The 18,393-nt window shown below is 57.2% G+C and carries 15 protein-coding genes and 2 pseudogenes; 4 read left to right on the top strand and 13 right to left on the bottom strand.

What is annotated here, in order from left to right; genetic code table 11:
- Window positions 1-547: 547 nt before the first annotated feature.
- From RX328_RS07715 to RX328_RS07690, 6 genes and pseudogenes are all read right to left on the bottom strand, one after another.
- Window positions 548-853, bottom strand: coding sequence for a hypothetical protein (locus RX328_RS07715; protein WP_213251431.1), 306 nt, complete (start codon window positions 851-853; stop codon window positions 548-550).
- Window positions 822-1,007, bottom strand: coding sequence for a hypothetical protein (locus tag RX328_RS07710; protein WP_213251430.1), 186 nt, complete (start codon window positions 1,005-1,007; stop codon window positions 822-824). Before RX328_RS07710 ends, RX328_RS07715 begins: the two co-directional genes overlap by 32 nt.
- Before the next feature lie 443 nt (window positions 1,008-1,450).
- Window positions 1,451-2,724: pseudogene (locus tag RX328_RS07705) on the bottom strand (IS256 family transposase).
- Between the two features lie 200 nt (window positions 2,725-2,924).
- Window positions 2,925-3,673, bottom strand: a pseudogene (locus RX328_RS07700) (ParB/RepB/Spo0J family partition protein); the annotation flags it as partial.
- Between the two features lie 245 nt (window positions 3,674-3,918).
- Entirely contained in the window at window positions 3,919-4,356 is a 438-nt protein-coding gene (locus RX328_RS07695) for an ImmA/IrrE family metallo-endopeptidase (protein ID WP_213251429.1), read from the bottom strand.
- The gene (locus RX328_RS07690; protein WP_256441656.1) at window positions 4,356-4,484 is read right to left on the bottom strand and encodes a hypothetical protein; all 129 of its coding nucleotides are present in this window, start codon (window positions 4,482-4,484) and stop codon (window positions 4,356-4,358) included. The genes RX328_RS07695 and RX328_RS07690 overlap by 1 nt, the downstream gene beginning before the upstream one ends.
- Here RX328_RS07690 and RX328_RS07685 point away from each other — a divergent pair.
- Window positions 4,484-5,011, top strand: coding sequence for an SAVED domain-containing protein (locus RX328_RS07685; RefSeq protein WP_249726344.1), 528 nt, complete (start codon window positions 4,484-4,486; stop codon window positions 5,009-5,011). The two genes, RX328_RS07690 and RX328_RS07685, sit on opposite strands and share 1 nt — an antisense overlap.
- A gap of 42 nt (window positions 5,012-5,053) precedes the next feature.
- Window positions 5,054-6,040, top strand: coding sequence for a hypothetical protein (locus RX328_RS07680; protein ID WP_213251427.1), 987 nt, complete (start codon window positions 5,054-5,056; stop codon window positions 6,038-6,040).
- 55 nt (window positions 6,041-6,095) lie between these two features.
- On the opposite strand, the gene RX328_RS07675 is transcribed toward RX328_RS07680, so the two are convergent.
- On the bottom strand, window positions 6,096-7,079 hold the full coding sequence (locus tag RX328_RS07675) for a hypothetical protein (RefSeq protein ID WP_213251426.1): 984 nt from the start codon (window positions 7,077-7,079) through the stop codon (window positions 6,096-6,098).
- Between the two features lie 189 nt (window positions 7,080-7,268).
- Here RX328_RS07675 and RX328_RS07670 point away from each other — a divergent pair, with 189 nt between their 5' ends.
- Window positions 7,269-8,471 (top strand): toll/interleukin-1 receptor domain-containing protein, encoded by a 1,203-nt coding sequence (locus tag RX328_RS07670; RefSeq protein WP_213251425.1) that lies wholly within the window; start codon window positions 7,269-7,271, stop codon window positions 8,469-8,471.
- Window positions 8,472-8,828: 357 nt separating this feature from the next.
- Complete coding sequence (locus tag RX328_RS07665; protein ID WP_108516991.1) at window positions 8,829-9,041, top strand: DUF2188 domain-containing protein; 213 nt, start codon at window positions 8,829-8,831, stop codon at window positions 9,039-9,041.
- A gap of 179 nt (window positions 9,042-9,220) precedes the next feature.
- Here the strand turns inward: RX328_RS07665 and RX328_RS07660 are convergent, their stop codons facing one another.
- The 6 genes from RX328_RS07660 to RX328_RS07635 form a co-directional block, all read right to left on the bottom strand.
- Entirely contained in the window at window positions 9,221-9,880 is a 660-nt protein-coding gene (locus RX328_RS07660) for an SMODS domain-containing nucleotidyltransferase (protein WP_249726361.1), read from the bottom strand.
- Between the two features lie 174 nt (window positions 9,881-10,054).
- Window positions 10,055-11,782 (bottom strand): ferritin-like domain-containing protein, encoded by a 1,728-nt coding sequence (locus RX328_RS07655; RefSeq protein WP_213251424.1) that lies wholly within the window; start codon window positions 11,780-11,782, stop codon window positions 10,055-10,057.
- On the bottom strand, window positions 11,775-14,450 hold the full coding sequence (locus RX328_RS07650; RefSeq protein WP_213251423.1) for a xanthine dehydrogenase family protein molybdopterin-binding subunit: 2,676 nt from the start codon (window positions 14,448-14,450) through the stop codon (window positions 11,775-11,777). The genes RX328_RS07655 and RX328_RS07650 overlap by 8 nt, the downstream gene beginning before the upstream one ends.
- 186 nt (window positions 14,451-14,636) lie before the next feature.
- Window positions 14,637-16,841: a tetratricopeptide repeat protein gene (locus RX328_RS07645; RefSeq protein WP_213251422.1), complete on the bottom strand. Its 2,205-nt coding sequence runs from the start codon at window positions 16,839-16,841 to the stop codon at window positions 14,637-14,639.
- A 59-nt stretch (window positions 16,842-16,900) separates the two neighbouring features.
- Entirely contained in the window at window positions 16,901-17,113 is a 213-nt protein-coding gene (locus RX328_RS07640; RefSeq protein ID WP_108516999.1) for a hypothetical protein, read from the bottom strand.
- 425 nt (window positions 17,114-17,538) lie between these two features.
- Window positions 17,539-18,375 carry a hypothetical protein gene (locus tag RX328_RS07635; RefSeq protein WP_213251421.1) on the bottom strand — a complete coding sequence of 279 codons (837 nt, stop codon included), beginning with the start codon at window positions 18,373-18,375 and terminating at the stop codon, window positions 17,539-17,541.
- Window positions 18,376-18,393 lie beyond the last annotated feature (18 nt).

Below are 18,393 nucleotides of genomic sequence, written 5' to 3'. Positions count from 1 at the left end.
CGATCCGCCGCGCCAAGCGCGCCCGGGCAGTTGGATTTCTGGCTGTAAGCCATTGATCTATAATGATCGGGTTTCGACTCAGTTGGAAAAATTCTCGCGAAAAATCGATGATGGAAGCGTGCTCTTAATCAGCGGGTCCCAGGTTCGAGCCCTGGTGCGCCCACCGCCCTCGAGAGGCTGGCCCGCAAGGGCTTTTTAATTCCTCCACAGAACAAACCGGGTCTCGTGCGACGTTTTTTGTAGTCGTACGTCGCACGCCGTGCGACGAGTGGTGATGTTCTCGGAGTGTTCCGGATGGAATCCGGTACGCAGGGGACCGTCGATGCGGATCGTAGGGAATGTCACCATCCGAAAGGATGCGGAGCGCCGCGCGCAGTCGAGTGTGCTTGACCAGCTGCTGGAGCCGATGGCCGGCTGTGGGAATTACAATCACAGCGCCCAACTCGGGATAGGGCCGCGTTGGCCGCTCCCGAATATTAACGCGCCGAGCACCACAGCATCGTGCAGGGCTACAAGGCCGCCGAAATGAGATTGGGCCGGTCGGCGATCAGCCCTTCATCCCTTCCTTGCGAACCTGCAATTCAAGCCGATCGATGCCGGAATCTGCGCGATCCGCATTGCGGGCGCGGTAATGCTTCACGATAGTCTGCGCGCTTCGGTACGAGTGCCCGGTGATGTCGCAGATCGTCAGCAAGTCGCAGCCGGCGCGATCGAGCAGCATGACGCAGGTATCGCGCAGGTCCTGGTCGTGTTTTTGGTCAAGTTCGCCGGCGCCGTTGACGAACATCAGCGCAGGGCACGGCTTCAGACGCCATGCTGCCTCATCGCGTGCTGTCGCGCGCCGCCTGCGCATTCAGCCATTCCGTCAACACACGCTTGCGCTGATCGACCGCGCGGGCGCGCTGCGCCTTGTTCTCTTCATCGAGCGGGAAAGGCGCGAACAGCCTGTCGACGGTTCTGATCAGTTCGGTGGTCAGTCGCTCCGCGCGGACGATTGCCTGGCGCACGGTAACACGTGCGAGACATAGAAACTTTTGTGATGGGATCTAATAGCCAGCCTGCCGCGCGAGCGGGAACGGCGGCAATAAGATCTATGCTGGGCGGGCGGCTATGAGCATGGCGAGACTCTGAGCCCAGGCCCGCTGCGGTGCGCATCGGTCACGATTTCGCCTCGCCCTGCCGACTGAAGCTTCTTCTACCTCACATCCAGACCGCCCTGGCGCGGCCGCTCGCCGCCCCAATTCCGCTCGATCAGCCTTCGTAACATACGAGCATCCAGCTCTGAACATGGCTTGTCTTCAATCGCAGCTGAGGTTCGCCGGCATGACAATTGCAAATCTCAAAGCATCGAGCCAGGTGCTCGTGAAATCGTAACCCCCGACAGGATCACAAATGGGGGATGTCCCGATCGCTGTTGAACTACGTCGGGCTGACGTTGCCGGAATGAATGTTACGCGGCCCTCGTGACGTGGGCAACGGGGTTGATCGTCATGCGATTGTGGCGAGCTTGAAGGGCCGCACGCAGAACCGACAATTGCTTATGCGCCTTCAATCGTCTGAAGCCCTTGTTGGCCTCGATCATGCCGGCCGCGACCCATCGCAAGGCCATACCGGCATCTCGCCAGCGTTTGACGTTGCGCGTGACGCGGCGAATGGTGTCCATCATGTTCTCGGCGATGTTGGTACAAGCGAGCGATCGACGAAGCTCCTTCGGCAGCTTCAACCGGACCAGTCAGGATTTCGTCGAGGCCTTCGAGGATGCTCGCCGCTACGCCGGGCCATTGCTGGTCCAGGCGACGCGCGAGATTGCGGATCAATTTTTCAGCCTTGTCGGCGTCATCGAGCTCCCAGGCCTGGCGCAGCACCCGACGGGTGGCCGCATGATGCTCTTTCGGCAGGCGTTCCATGATGTTGCGCGCCTTGTGGATCTGGCAGCGCTGGATCGCAGCGGCCGAACCGAAGGTGAGGCGGATCGCCTTCGACAACGCCTTCGCGCCGTCGGCGATGAACAGTCTTGGCACCGTCGGGTCGAGCCCGCGCGAGACCAGGTTGTCCAGCAGGGACCTGAACCGTTGCGGCATTCTCGGTCGCCCCTTCCACCAGCGCCAGCGGATGCTTGTTGCCTTCGCCGTCAACCCCGATCGCGGCGACCAGCACGAGATCGTCGCCGAGATGCAGCCCGTCGATTTGGATCACCAGAAGGTCGAGTGCGGACAGATCGGCAGCCATGAAGTCGGCCAGCCGCGCCGCCGACAGCGCTACGAACCTCCGCGAGGCCGCCGACTTCGAAATCCCCGATCCGGGCGGTGCCGGCACGTCACCCTCGGGCAGCCGGACAGCGCGGCCGAACCGGCGCGTCGATACATTGATCAGCATCAGGTTCATCGCCCAGCGACCGAGCCAGTCTTCCTCCGCCGCCGTTTCCCAGCTCGGGATCGTGACCTCGCGGCCGTCCACGTCCCGGACCCGCGGGCGCTCGACCACGATCTTGCCGCCGTGGAAGCCGATCCGTCCCCGCGTTCGGCCCCAACGATGCGCCCGCCGCGCCGTATCGCGACCGTGGCGCGGCCCGCAGGCCGCCGTCACATCCGCCTCCATCATCGTGCCGAGCGCCTCGATCCCCGCCGCAAGGCAGAACCGATCGAAGCTCGCCCGTACTTCCGCAAACGTTTCGTCCACAGCCCCGGTCGCCGGCCAACCAGCCGGTGTGATATCTCTCGTTATGGCGTTGCTCTCCTTTGTGGAATCAGCACCCCGAGCCTATCGGCTCAAGGGGGGCAACGCCGACCTCTTCAGAAATTCAACAGAACCCGGGACATCCCCACACCAACATGATCACCAATTTTGTATAGCCACCACATTGATTTCATCCATTTTCAGTCACGTTATTCTCTTATCTGGCCGGGAAGGTCGGAACGGATGCCGGTAATCAGCGCAGCGGGAATGTTGCCGCCCGCTTCCGTGTAGGCTTCCGCGCCGATAAAGACCGCGGGCCGGTCCGTTGCCGCCACATTGGTCTTGGTCAGGTCGCGGCGGATGATCCACGGCTCGCGGTTGTAGGACAGGTTTTCATAAACCTGCTCCTGCCGTGCATGATCCTCGGTGATGGCGAAGGCCATCAATTGGTCCAAGGTCAGGTCGCCGTCGCGGTAAACCTGCATCTGATTGGGGCTGACAGCGCCAAGGCGTAGCCTCTGCTTCACCACATGCGGGGTGACGCCGAACCGGGCCGCGATTTCCTCGGCTCCCCATCCGTGATTGTCCGCAAGCTCGCGGAAACGCTCGAACTCGTCGGCAGGGTGAAGGTTCTCGCGCGTGACGTTCTCGTCAAGGCTGATCTCGGCGGGGTCGTTGGCCGTGTCGATGACGCAGCGGATCGGCTCCGTCTTCTTGATCTCCTTGCGCTTTACGCGCAGAAGCTCCGCCAGCCGACGGCCTTCACCGACACTCACAAGAAAGAAGCCGGTCCGCTCGCCTTCGCCGTCACGCTCCGGCTCCACCACAAGGTTTTGCAGCATCCCTTTGGCGGCGATGCTCGCGGCCTTCGCCTCGATGGACGCATCGCTGTGCGGGGTCTTCCGGGCGTTCTTCGGGTGCTTCTTGAGCTTGTTGAGGGGGATGAAAACCGTCGTGCCATTTTCAACGGTCGGGTGTTGTTCGCATTCGTGGTCATGGTCTTTCTCCTATGGGCTTGGGTTGGAGCGCAGCGCTGCGCTGCAACCCTGCCCGTCGGCGAGACCGGGTAGCAGAGGGCAAGAGCGGCCGGGCGGAGGGGGATCGCCGCTCGCAGGTCTGTGAAGTCGATCCATTTGCGGACCGCGGCCAATAGATAAACACCGTAGCGATTGGTGACATGATTCAAAAGCGACCACGTGATCTGCCTGCCGCTCACTTGCTGGCGGTAATCGTCGATCGGCATCAGCAGAAACGACGCAAAGGTGTCTGCTTCTCGCGCTCTCTGTCTGACTCCTTCCATTTGTTGCTCTGCAAAGGCGAGCATTCGAAGTCCAGGCCTATCGGGCTCGCGCCGTTCGCGTAGTCGGCCGCCGTCAATGGCCGGCGGTGCATGACGTAGTGCCCGAACTCGTGCGCCAACGTGAAGCGTTCCCGGCCTGGATATCGCGTCGTCGTATTGAAGAGGATTCGCCACGCCGGCTTCTTCCGGCTGGCGCGCAGCATGCCCTCGAACCCGTTGATTTCGATCCCCTCGATTCGGCTGATGGGATCTTCGAAGTTCTTCGAAACCTCCATGGCAAGGGCTTTGACGTCCACGGGGAAGCGGTCTTCACCAAGAACCGTTCGCAGCAGGACGGAAAAGTCGTTCGCTGCCTTTTTGGGCCGCTTCGATAAATGCATCAATCGTCCTCATCGTGGAGGATCTTCAACATCTCGCGCAGGCGCTCCTTGCTTCGTGGATTCATGCGCTGATACTTCCGAAAGAACGCCGTATCGGTTGCGTCCTCCTGGGTTGGCGCCGGTGCCATTGACGTTCCTGACGGGCGTGCTGATCGACGACGAGACGTCGACACTTATCTTCGATTGGAACCGCCATCAGCAAAAATGGCGTCCTCTGGATGCGGCCGACGACCAAAAGCGTTTTGCCATTGATGGAATCGATGAGGGCGCGGCTGGCGCTGAAGAAGTCGCTCTGCTTGTTTCCGTGTCGTATCAGGTTCATGCGGTCGGCGTCGCCAAGAAGCTCGCCGGCATTGCGCAGATATCCTTGTCCTTGGACGGTGGTCTTCCGGACAGCCATTGGTCAGAAGACAAGCAGCGAGCACTGGGTCAGCAGTTTCTTGAAACAGCGATCCGCTCAGGTAACCTGGGCATCCGTCGCATCCATCGTTTTCTGGCAGCCCAGAACAGCGTCGTTTTCCGTTTCGGATGCCTGTACGACAAGCGCAACCTCCCCGAATTGATCGTGTATCAGTACCAAAGGGAAGCGAACCCGCCTTACCCGTGGGGTATTCTCATGCCCGTCAGCGGACGCCTCAAGCCCGAAATCATCTGATAAGAGATCCCCATCGGCCTGAGAGATGATCGGCGAACGTCCATGAATGAGCGCGAGGTATCTGAACTCTGGAAGCAAGCCATTCTGGCAAAGCTCTATGAGCGGCAGCCACGCCCTGTTGACGTCGCGGTCGATGACGCGAATGCCGCCGCAAAAGCGACCGTTCCAGACGAGAACGAACTGTTCGATGCCATCATGGATGACCTACGACGCGATGGCTTGATCACGCACAGCACGCAACGCGCGCCGGAAGGAATGGTCTTCGACGCGAAATTGACGGCCACGGGAATCAAGCACTACGAGAAAACCCATCTCTCGGCCGCACCACGCAATGCGCCCATTCTTGCCGCGCTGGATCGGATCCGCGACATTTTGATCGGCGTCGCGACCGGCGGGCCAAGAATTCAGCAGGTCGACGCGGAGTACCGCACGCTCTTCGGGGAGCTCAGCGATCAACTCACCGCTCAGGGCATAGAGAACCCAGTTCCGTTTTCCGATCTTTGGCAGTGGTATGGCCGCTGGAGCAGTGGCGACCTTCCAAGCTATCAGTCACGCCGCCAATTCATCGCCGAGTTGATCGATCCCCTTGCTGCTCGGCTTCGCTCTGGACGCGCGCCCGCTGTCATTTCTCCTACGGGCTGGAGTCTTGTCGACCAGCAGATCGGCATTGCTCGCAAGAAGCTGGAAGCCGCGCAGACTGAGGTTGAATATCAGAGCGTGGGACTCGTCTGCCGTGAGGCCCTTCTTTCACTAGCCAAGGAAGTCTTCGTGGCCGCGCGACACCCGATCCTCGACGGCAAGGCCGTTGGTCCTTCAGACTTCAAGAGGATGATAGAGGCGTATATCGCTGTCGAGCTTGCAGGCGGTGCGGTCGAGGAACTCAGAAAGCACGCGCGCTCGGCCCTCGATCTTGCCAATCACACCACGCACACGCGAACCGCTGGTTTCCGAGATGCGGCGATAAGCCTGGAAGCGACGGCCTCCGTCGTGAACATTATTGCGATCGTCTCCGGGCGACGCGATCCATAACCAGCGTGCTTTATGGCTTCCTCCTGAGAAGGGCAAAGGGAAGGACCGACGGCTGTCAGTCTGGCTTTTCTTCGAACGGATCCCCCTCAGTCCAGGACTCGACATTTTCGACATGCGCATCCCAAAATGCGGAAAGCGTTTCGATATCCTGAGGCAGCAGCCATGCGGCCTCGAGATTGTCGAAGTGATTGAACTGGGGGATGGGTAGCAACCCGCTCGATCCCTCCCACAGGATGGGGCCGTATATCGCAGCCGCAGCGCGGCAAATGCCCTCATGGCAGCGCGCAAGCTTGTCGAGAGAAAAGCCGTTCTGACCGTCCAACAAAGTACTGCGCGAATGCTCGTCGGCGGCGTGAGCAATGAACTTGTTGCCGAACTCGGCAATGTCTTGCCACCCGCTTTTAGTCAGCATGGCCTCTATTTTGTCGAAGACGTCATCAGCGATGACATCACTCGGCGACCGCTGATCGTGCGCAACGCCGGACAACTTGTCGAACCGTTCGTGGACCATTTGCGAAACTGACCACGCCTGTGGTCCTGTTGTCGGCAACCACTGTGTATGGACGCCACCGCCCCGTTTGACGAGGCTCTCCATATAGGCGCGTTCGCCGGGTTCTGGATTATATGGCAGGCCATCGTAGGCGACATAATTCTCTCGCGTGATGAGTTCGCGGTGTGCCTTGATGTCATCGAGCACTCGGCGCAATGAGATGACCTGCCGTGCAGGCTTCGACGCCGCCTTGTCCATCAGCCTGCGGATCGACAGAGTCTGCACGGCGACGAAGCCTTGATCCATGAACTGGGCGATGGACCAGTTTCGCGCCGACGACTTGTAGCCGCCCAACCGTGACAGTCGCCGGGATTCATTTGTCACCCGAAAGACTGCGTCGTTCCAAAGCATCGCTGTGATCTGTTTCGAGACGGCGTGGTCCGGGTCGCCTGCAAGCATGTAGAGCCATCCGGTGCGCTTCTCTCGATACTGCCTGAGTCGACTCTTGTCAGCCACATCGCAATCGTCAATGCCGTACTGGAAATTCATGCTGATTCGCACCCACGAGCCGTTCATCCAAAGTTGAGTCTTATTGGACAATTCACGCGGGCGTTTGTCATCTGTGGAATAAGGGCATGGAAGCGCTCCCGCGCCCGAGCTCAAGGCTGCAGCACCGTTGAATTTTGTTCCTCATATGTTCATAATAGGTAACATGCGAACACGCGGTGGGGATGATCTATGGGGTTGCGATACAAGGGGCGGGCATTCAACGCAGGGGACTTCGCGAAGGACATCGAGTCGGCCGCGATCGAGGCTATCAAGGAAGAGCTGAGGGAGCGCTTCAGTACGATTCGCCATCCCAACACCGGTGAATTCCCGGCCGTGCTCGTCCATGGAGAAGCGCTCGACGATTTGCGTTTGAGCATCGAGGGCTCGCCGCAGCTCCTCGCGATCGTCAAGGAACGCATGAGCGCTGAAGAACTGGAAGCCACCGCCTTTTTGCCGGTGCAGAGTGGCTCGCCCAAAGCCTTCCTTAGCTATTCGTTTGAAGACCGTGATATGGCCGAGAAAGTGGCCCGAGGATTAATGGCGAGCGGCATCGACACTTGGTGGGCCGAATGGGAGATCCGCTCCGGCGACAGCCTGCGCCGGAAGATCGACGAAGGGTTGGGAAACTGCACCCATTTCCTCGTGCTGCTGACGCCCAGCGCGATGAAAAAGCCCTGGGTTCAGCAGGAAATGGATGCAGGCTTGGTCCGACGCATTTCCGGACAGGCACGCTTCATCGCGCTCCGCCATGGTCTCGCGGCGAGCGAGCTCCCGCCACTCTTGTCGGGCATGCTTTCGCCGGAGCTATACGTCTCGCACTTCGATCAAGGGGTGCGCGACCTTGTGAATGACATTCATGGTGTCTCCCGTAAGCCCCCGCTTGGCCCGATACCCAGCAGCATCGACCTGCCGGCCATCGGGTATTCGAAAATCGCAACGGCGATCGCCAAGGTCTTCGTCGAGGAAACTAAGGATGCAATGTTTGGTGATCCTCAGAAAAGCACAGGCGAGTTGGCAACGGCGGTCGATGTGTCGGAAGACGACATCGAAGACGCATTGCATGAGCTGCGCGACCTGGTGACGGTCAGTTTCGACCGTGGTCTCCCAAAGGCGGATCTCTTCGCCACGTTCGACAAACACTTCATGGAATGGTCGCCCCAGGAGGACGCACTGCGGATTGCGGCTGACCTCGTCAATGATCCGTCGATGCCGATTGATACCGGACAGGTCGCTCAGCGCTATGGGTGGGAACCGAGGCGGATGAACCCGGCACTGGCCTACCTTTTGGCGAGAAAGCTGATCGTCGACTATCAGGTGCTTGCCAGTCAGTACAACTCGATCCGTATCGTGAAGACGGACGCCACACGCCGCTTCGTAAAAAGCCGAAGCTGATTGAGGTCGCAGTCACAAAGTAGCCATTCGGTCGAGAGACTCGAATAGCCGCACCTAGCGCGATGGAGGCGCGGCAAAACCTGCTGGATTACGACCTACAGAACCTGATCCCCAAAACCAATCCCTGGGAGGTTTGCAATCAACTGTCTGGATAATATTGTCATTTCAGTCGGTTAAGGCTGATTTTCAGGCGTCATTTTGGAGGGCTATAGCGTAAACGTAGTTATCATCATCGCCCGGTGCGGCGCGACAATACTAGAGTGTTTATTTCACTCAAGTTTTTGCTTGGCCCTCGCGCTTCCTGATCTCTCTGAAAACCCAGTCCGTCACAGCCCTGTCACAGCTGGACGGAAAAACATGCCAACGATCCGAAAAAGAGGCCAGACGTGGCAAGCGCAGGTGCGCCGCGCTGGCTATCCCGCCTTGTCAAAATCCTTCGCGACCCGCGCCGACGCCATTGCTTGGGCACGTGAGAAGGAGCGATCAATTGATCGGGCGGAACTGCCCACCGACATCAAGGAGATGAGAAAGCTAACGATCGCTGATCTGCTGAAGCGGTACGAGCAGTAGATCACGCCAAGGAAGCGAGGGGCCGTCTTTGAGCGGTCGCGCATTCGCCAGCTATTGGCCCACGGGATGTCCCAAACAAGCCTGAGCAATCTGTAGGGCGCAACGGTCAGCCAGTATCGCGACGACCGGCTCAAGCTGGTCAATGCGCCGTCAGTGCGCCGCGAGCTGGTCATCCTTCGTCATGCATTCGAGGTTGCGAGACGCGAGTGGGGCCTTCCGATCAGGGAGAACCCCTTCAAATATATACGACTGGCCTCGCACGCGCGAAGATAGGCGCTCCGGGCCTTGAACTCGAAGACACCTTTTCTAGTCACTGAGGAGCCGCTACCCGGTGCACGCCAGTACGTTTGCTTCTGGTCTTGCTTTGAAAGGAAATCGAAGAAATCGCGCATGATCCAATCGTGGTACACGAATGACTTGTCGCGGTACTGGTAATTCTCAATGAACTGATAGCCGGGAGTGTCGACCAACATCCCGCTCATTGGCACGTCGCAGTGTTTGCGCCAGACGCGGCTCATGCGAGCCAGATATTTCATATTCTTGTTGGTCGCTTCGCTTCTCTTGGAGATCGCCGCAATTTCTGCTCGCGGATTGCAAACCTTCCAACTACCCCCGTCGTTTTCGTTCGGATAGGTGAAGCTATCGCTGTCTTTGTTCTCGAAAACCGGCAACACCCCAAAGGTCAAACCGTCTGTGAATGTGATGACGACGACTTGGCCATCGCCGAAACTTTCGGAGGTGCTGTAGGTCTTCTGAATTGATTTCTTGACCGCTTGGAGCGGTGCCGACTGACCGTTCGTCTGATATGCTTTGTACTTGTGATATTCAGCGTTTGGCAGAATGAACGCGATGTCGAGATCGCTTATTCACCAATTTAGAAGCCCACCTCCATGCGACCAAGTTCCTCCGCCATGCAACAATTCTCGGAGATCGAGGAACACCCCACCGATAGCCTGTAACAATTGAAACAACAATCGCGCGCACTTCCGTCATTTCGGTAGTGTTTGCGGCCATCAGGACGTCATACGCAACTCCTGCGTCGTCTCAAGAGCGCACCGACTGGAGTAATCAAAGGGCAGGAATGCCGCGAAGCGCTTCTCCGCAAACGCAATTTCACCAAGCATCGACATGGTCAGTTGTAAATTGACCAAAGTATCCGCCCCCGGCGCGTACCCTGAAGGTAGGACGTCGAATGGCATCCCCTCTCCGTCACGCGCCAGCTCGGTCGCCAGACTGCGGAGCGGACCGGTCATGTGCCTACGCGCCGCATTATGAAACCGCCCGCCACGCCTGTACGACTGATCAAGCAACATACACACAATCCAGTAGTGCAAATTACCAAGATGCCTCAGCGCGGGGTGTTTGTGGTGCGGGATCGGTTCGCCCGTTAACGGCAAACCGCTCGTCACGGACAGCTTGAATGCCGGGTAGTCGCGATTTGCCGGATCCCAGACCTCAAGACCCGGCAGCGCGGGATGCGTGCCATCAAACAACGAGCGAAAGAATTCGAAGTGTTCGCTTTCTCCTTCTTCTCGCACCTCTTCGAGCCGGCGTTGCCAAAGCCCAAAGTCAATGAGACGCGGATGACGCATCCGCAATTGATCGAGAACCGCTTCGATTTTGTGATAGAGCGAGCCAATCCGGTTTGGGCGAGTGGTACCCAGCACCTTGTACAGGCGCTCCACGAAGAGCTTATCTTCCTCATTCGTCTGCGCATCCGGGTCAACTGCTCGAGCGGATGCTTCAACATAAACGTATTTCGCAATGGTTTCCAAACTCAATGCCTCAAGCTTGAAATCGAACGGATAAATCTCTTGTTCATAGGGGAACTGTTGTCGGCCAAGATGTGGCGCGACGCCAAGTGCGAAAAGTAGATTATTCACAACATCCAAATGGACCATCTCTTCAATCGCTACGCCGAGCACATGAAGGGGACGGCCTCCGTATCTGTGGCTTGGCCAACCTGCCAGGGCCGCATATTGAGGCGTTTTGATCGAGAACGCAGCGAACAAGTATTGGACAAGTAGGGAGTGTTCGATTTCGGCCGCATCGCGCAACAATCTGATAAGTTCGAGCAATGGGTTGTCAAAGAGCGGGACGTACCGAAGTGCGTCTTGAATATCGGAAGACAACGTTTCGCGGAGCGGCATTTCTGTCGACAGAAAGCGATCCCTTGAAACAGCCGCTCCGAAATGCGCAGAGATCGACGACGGCGTGTCCGAGGACTTCTTTTTGGCATAAGACGCGACGACCTGCGTGATTGCACTGCGGTACCGAGCGTAGCCCGTGCATCGACACAAGTTATGGCCCGTTACCGCTTCGACGACTGTGTCGAGATCCTGCCCCTCAAGACTCGCCATTTGCTCGCAAGCAACCACACCAGCCAACACAAATCCGGCGCTGCAGAACCCGCATTGCATGGCATCGTGGTGAAGAATTGCGTCCTGGATTGGATGAAGTTGTTCGCCCACTGCGACACCCTCGATAGTAGTTACCTCCCACCCGTTCACATGACGCAGGCTAATCATGCACGATTGCTTCGTTGTGGGTGGTTCTGTCGGCGAATGCCGAACCAATACCGTGCATGCTCGACATTCCCCGATGCTACAGCCGATGCGGGTTCCGGTAAGACCGACGACTTCGCGAAGGTAGTGCGCGAGATGCATGTCGGCAGGTGCATCTCCAAGGTCATGAAGCTGACCATTGATAACGAGGCTGACATCGGTGGTTTTTCTAAGCACCTGGACGGCTCCGGATTTTCAGGTCTTTGTATCTGATCGGTAGCGCAGAAGGCCAAGCGTCTTCATCGTGATGTCCCAGAGCGTGCGCTATTGCGTTTGCGATCGCCGGAGCGACCGTCGTCATCGTAATTTCACCGGCCCCCTTATGGCGAATGTTAGCCTGCAGCTCGTTCAGCGCACCGCCTTCAGGAAGAGGTAACAGAACCGTTTCTAGATCTATCGCAATAACATCCGATGCTCGAGGAACGATGTATCGATCAAAGTTTACAAACCGGTCCTGACCGCTTGCTGGCGGCAACTGCTCAAAGAGTGCATGAGCCAGTCCCATTTGGAATCCACCTTCAACCTGGCCGTGGAGGATCGTCGCCGTGATTGCATCGCCAGCATCCAGGAATGAGACCGCAGCCGTAACCCGCAAACTTTCCGACTTTGGGTCAATTTCCACGACCACTAGGTGGCCGCCGGCTGCGTACGCCGAACGGGGGACTCGTGTCTTTCCAACAGCCGAGTGCGCTGGCGGGAAAATTGGATCGCCTTGAGTTGGCACCAGGGTGGCTTGGCAGGTCGCTTCCTTAGCAAAGCCAAGGGCATCAATAAAAGATGTGAAAGACCGCTCCCCGTCCATGAAAGTGGCCCGAGACCAGCCGTTCGAGAAGTAACCATGCGCAATTGCGAAACGCGGAGCGCTAGTCCTATCAAGGTGTGCGGCGATCGTACTGAGCGACACGGGCTTGCCTTCGCCGACGTGGAAGCCATCCGAACGCCAAGCATCGAAGAGGTCTTCGTCCGAAGTATCGAAGTTAACCAGTTCGCGTATCCCGGGAAAGATCTTGAGCCTGATCAATGCGTCGCAGGCTTGGCGCAAGACGTGAACATGGAAAAATGCGGTCTTCGATGCAGCCGTAGCCTGATGGCCATAAGTCGTCCCCTTCGCGATCAGCTGTTCTGCGAAGGAAACGAAAGGCTCTGCGTTGCCCAGCGACACATCGGCGGGAGCCCGGAATGTGTCAGCGGCGACTTTTCCTAGAGACCGGCGTGCTCCTTGACCTAGGTCTACAGATTGGCTCCAGACCGTTATCTGCCCGTCGAGTTCGAGCTGCACTGCAGCATATTGGCTATCTCCGCTTGTTCCGTAGGCTTCCATGCAACCGGCAAAGCCGACGCCACAATAGAGGCCTCTTGCCGCTCCTTCTCTTCGGATTTCGTCACGATTCTTCCACAGGTGGTGTTCGGCAGCTCTGTCACAGACTTCCGCATTGGCGACATGGAAGCAGAGCGGGGTACCTGCTATGTCGCGATCTGCTTTTTGCGGATCCGAATCGTATTGCAGAACATTCTGACGGCGAACGCCGATAGGATCGCGATTGAGCTTTAGAGTAGCAAGCTTGTCGATGGCCGTTTCAATGTTGAAAACGACCTGTGGAATTCCGAAGCCTCGCATCGAGCCTACGATAGGAACGGGGCGTCGTGTAACTACACCATTCGCACTGACTTTGTTGAATCTGTAGAATCCCGTCGCGTGAAGGGCCCCTAACTGCATCACAGGCGTGCTGAGATTAAGCTCAGCACCACCTTCGAATACAAAGTGAACAAGCGCTCGATCAAGCGAGCCATCTGGCTTGGCTGATATCAACGTGTGAACGCCGGAGCCATGCCGTTTTAACCCGGCCTGAAATTGCTCGAACCTGTCATATGCCAGCCTGACGGGGCGATCTGATAAAGCTGCAGCAAAGGCCAATTGGACAACGAACGGCGACTTATCACGGCCGCCGAAGCCGCCCCCGAGGTCGACACTGAGGATTTTGACATCGCGTATAGCAGGATTGTCTAGGCCGGCAGCAACAGCCTTGCGAATGTCTTTTAAATCAGCATAAGGCGCTTGGGTCCCAACCAGCATTGTAAGTGTGCCGTTTTGGACCCCCGCTAGGCCAGTCTCCGGTTCGAGGAAAGCAGGATCAACTTGCTGCGTGAAGGTCGTCGTCTCAATGCAGAATTCTCCGGGCGCCATTTTCAACAGTTCTTCGTATATCGCATTGGCGACCGGATCATGCACGTCCGCCCGAGTAAACTGGTCTTTCTCGAGCCGAAGGTGCCCGTGGTCGAACTGACTTGATAGTTGATGTTGTGAGAGAGACAGCAGGTAGTGCTGCGTCGATAGTATTGCGGGGGCAATCAACAATCGCCAGTCTGTTAACAGCTCCGCAGTCGACCGTTCATCGGCAATTGGAGTTGGGGTACCGTAGCTTACGATGCCGCGGTCCTCCCGCAATTCCTGTGCTGCTCTACGGAAGGTCAGGAAATCTTGAAACAGAAGAATCGCCAGAGGCTGGCTTAGGTACTGCGGTACTCGGTTCGGCGGGCATAGCTGCAACATTCCTGCGCCCGTTGCCGTGCCGGCTGTGTTGTCCAAACCGTGCTCCGCCAGGGTATCAGCTGTGATCGTGCGAAAAGGCTGATTCTGTGGGCCAAGGCGTTCAACGTTCAGGCGGACGAAGGGACGGTCAATGAAGGCTGTACGGATAATCAGTGCATGGGCACATTCATCAGGCCAACCAAGCTGCTGAGCGATATCCTTCACCCGAAAATCGCTAGCGAAGACTTTCCCTCCGGTGATCTTCGCCTTGCGTAAGTCGGACTCGGCAGCGAATGGTGCAACTTCAGGTCTCATTCGGACCTCGGGTTAATCGTTGCCGCTCTTTTGCTTGGCGTTTCGACCGCGGCTAAAGAGGAATGTGGTAGTACGCAAAAACAACGCTGCTGACGCGACGAGTCCACTCCAGCTTGCTCGAAGGCTTGGCTCGGGAATTTTTTTGTCATCGACGTTAATTCGTTCTTTTTGTGAGGCACTGCGTGCTTACGTTTCTGCTGAAAGAGCGCTGGGTTTCGCGTTCGAGCCCAGGCGTTCAACGACGCCCAAATTGGCCTCGAAATCGGGATCATTCCCGTGTTCAACGGCCAGATGAGCGTGCTCCAGAGCTTGCTCGAAGCGACCAAGCTTTAAGAATTCGGCCGCCAAATTGTTATGTGCTGCCGCGTGGTGCGGATTCGAACTAATGGCAACCTGAGCCAGCGCGATTGCGCGTTCCGTAAATCCGAGCTCGGACGCAGCAACGCCAGCGTTGGCGTTCAAATCCGGGTCGTGAGCTTCATGTCTTAGAGCCCGATCGTATGCGGCCAGCGCCAGAGCAGCATCTCCTCGTCCCAGATTGAGATTTCCGAGCTCGCGCATCGCTCGCCATTCTGACGGCTTGATCTCCAATGCACGCTGAAAATCCGCTTCCGCGCCTGTCACATCGACACCTTGAGCGCGCAAAATGCCACGGTTCAAATATGCTTCATAGTATGGTGGTGAAAGTTCTATCGCTCGCGCATAGGCATCGAGCGCCTCGCGTTCGCGACCCGCTATGCGGGCCAATAGGTTACCGAGGTCATTGTAATACTCGGCATAGTAGGGATCGAGCTCAATAGCATCCCGCAGACGCGCCTCAGCTCGAACAACATCTCCGGCCAGCTCATAAACTTGGCTTGTATTGTAAACAAGGATGGATCGATGAAGCAGAAAGGCGCCTTCGCCGTATGCTTCGACAATCTCTGAGAGTCCGTGCTCGCAAAGTGCTAATGCACTATTCAAGTCGCCTTGTCGCGCCTTAATGTAGGCGTACGCATTCTCCGCAAATACTTTGATGTATTGATAGCGTGGATGATTTGCGAACTTCTCCTCGATTAACCGCAGGTTGGCAACCGCACAGGCCTCGGCACGAGGAATATCTACGGGCACCTGGTATCGACCATAGGTCATCGACTGTGCGTACAGGGCGGTAGGAACAAAGCGGCTTAGTGGAAACTGCCGCAAGAATGCTTCCAGAAACGGTAGTGAGGAAGAGGAATACCCCATTGCATACAAAACGAATGCAGCATTGATAAAGAGCCCGTTTATCGGGTCATCACCCGACCCGTGCTTCTGCAACTCAGGATCTGAATAATTTGCAGCGAAGAATTCGAACCAGGTATCATAAAGCCCGATCCCCATGAGGATTTCACAGGGCTGGACCAGCGCTTCGACCCTCTCGAACTTGTTGCTGAGCGCGACGGCGTGGGCAAGGATCAGCGGAGCTGATCCTGATCTATATTGTGTCAATCGTCGAATGTGCGCTTCGCTATTGAGCCGATCTAGCACACTACAAGGCAATGTTTCGGCATTTCGGCGATTGATCAAATCGCCAACAAGTCCGTCCTCGACAAATGCAGTGGCCATTTCGACCCGCCGCTCTTGCGGGATAGAGGCTAAAAACAGATCGACGATGGCAAGAGCGCTCAACCGGTTAGTAGCATCCAGGCCTCTTCCCATGCATTTGAGCAACGCGGCACCCACGTCGAGATTGCCATTTGATCGCGTGAATAGGAGGTCCTTTTGCGCCGAAGCAAGACTCTCAACATCAAGTTGACTTTCAAAGTCCAGTTGGGTGAGAGGTGGGAGAACGAATCGCGGCGCATTTGCAATCAGCAATGCGCCCTCGCGGTCCAGAATCACGAATCGAATTCGTTTGCACTTCTCCTGAAGTCTTAGGAGAATTTCCAACAGGCTCCGCGAAGTAGCGCAAAGAGCTTGGCAGTTGTCGATAATGAGAACGACTTCGCGGTTAGATGTTTTGAGCGCTTGCAATATGAATTCACCAAGGCCCACCAGAAGTTTGTTTTGATACTCGTGATGGTAAAATCGGGTACGCTCTTCCCGGTTTGCCGTATTCGTCAAATCGCGCGGCACTAAGAAGGCTGCGGAACTACGAAAAGGCCATAGCCTCTTTAAGGTTTGCTCGTATTTGGCTAGAAGCCGCGGCGTGGCGGCCTCGCATTGCTTTATCAGGTCAAGACACAGCTCTTCAAATCCGGCGAGATAACCGCCGTGCAGCCATGAGCCATTTGATGTGACAACTTCATGGTTGGCAATGCCGTGGGCCGCTGCCAGCGCAGTGGAGCGCGTACCTGCCCCACTTGTGTCGACCAGCACGACAATACCTGCATCCCGCAACGCCGTGCGGATTAGCGCGACGAACGGCACCCTCGCCTCGCTAATCCATGTTCCTTTTGACGTTGCACTCACTTGTCTCGTTTAACGAGCTAGACGGTGCCAGTGTAAGGAGTGGTAGTGCGGATTTTGGTTTTGGTCGTGGTGACCTTCTTGATAATCGACGTGCCGCGCGGCGCTCCTGACTCGTAGGTCAGCTTCTGCTCTTCCGTGGATTCCGCGCGCTTCTCCGATTCCGTCTCGGTGATGATTTCCGGATATTTGGAGTTGAGCGGATTTGTTGAATGTGCGGTATCAGCAGCCATTGATATAACCCCCAGCCAACGCTTTGGTTGAATATCACTAAAGATCCAACTTTCGTTTCAAAATGGGTGTATGTCAATGGCCCTGCAACTCGGAGAATAAAATATTCCCTGCGAGGCTCGAAGGCCGGGACTAGGTGCCACGGGGCAGCCGTGACCGCTATCGCTTTTTCGGCGCCGTCTCCACACCAACACCAAGCCCAGTCATCGCGGGCCGGACTGGAATAGATCCCGCCAATCATCGGTTTATCAAACGGAATTAACTGAACAACTTCAATTTGCTACGGAAAGTTGTGCGCAAAGCTGTTTTAGACCCCGCAAACATTCGGGAATTTTCGAATCCAGCATGTATTACAACGACAGCGCGACCGCGGTGCCAGCCGCGCCGTCGGTGGTCACCAGCTTGTGGCAGCGCGATCTCAGCTCCTTCAAGAGCGACCCATCGGGGACTGGGTTCTTGGTCCCGTAGACTTGCTGCTTGGTTGAGACAAGTACCTGAGCATGTGCCTTGCGCTTGACGGTAGCAGGCGGTCGAGCAATTGCAGCGGCGTACCGTTGTGGCTGCCGTGATGCGCCACTTTGAGGAAATCCACCGGCTCGAGTTCGGAGGCGCATTTCTTTTCGATCATTTCCCAGCTTTCGAGTTCGGCATCACCGGGCAGCAGGAGTCGCTTGCCGGCGGCTTCGATGAGCAGGCACAGTGACGTATTGTTCTGCGCCTTGTCGATGAACCGTGCGGCCGTCACTCGGTGTTCGCGAATGGCGCGCCGAAGCCGCTCGAAATCGCTGGCCGATATGCCGCCGCGCTCCGCAGCACCGGCGCGCGCCACCGCGGGAAAGTCCCAATCGAAGCCTTCATCGCCGCCACGCACCTGCTTCTCGTGGCCGGTGCCGACCGCCGCAAGCGCTGTTGTCAAGGCCCGCTCTCGGGCACTCGTCGTGTAGTACACGCTAACGTCCGGTTCGGGCGCGAGCACCCGGATCTTGATGTTCTTGAACGTCGAAGATTCTTTCGCCTTGCCGCGCGCCAGGTAGGCAATCGGTTGCTTGCCGAGCTTGCGCAGGTAGTCGATCCGGTCCTTGTTGGCCAAGTTGTTTTCGAGGAGCGAACGGAAGGCGGGGTGCAGCACCATCCCGTTGCGGCGGACGTCGCGCGCGAATCCAGCCAGACCGTCGCGGAGTCTCTTCTGCAGCTTCGCCTTGGGAAAGTCCCGGTAGTAGTCCGGATGGCTCGGCAGGCCCATCCAGACCCGCTCGATTTCCATGCGGTTGAAGATCTCTCG

The organism is Bradyrhizobium sp. sBnM-33 (assembly GCF_032917945.1).
Classification (GTDB): Bacteria; Pseudomonadota; Alphaproteobacteria; order Rhizobiales; family Xanthobacteraceae; genus Bradyrhizobium.
Note: the sequence above shows the minus strand (reverse complement) of the source record. Positions and strands in the feature narration are given on the sequence as shown.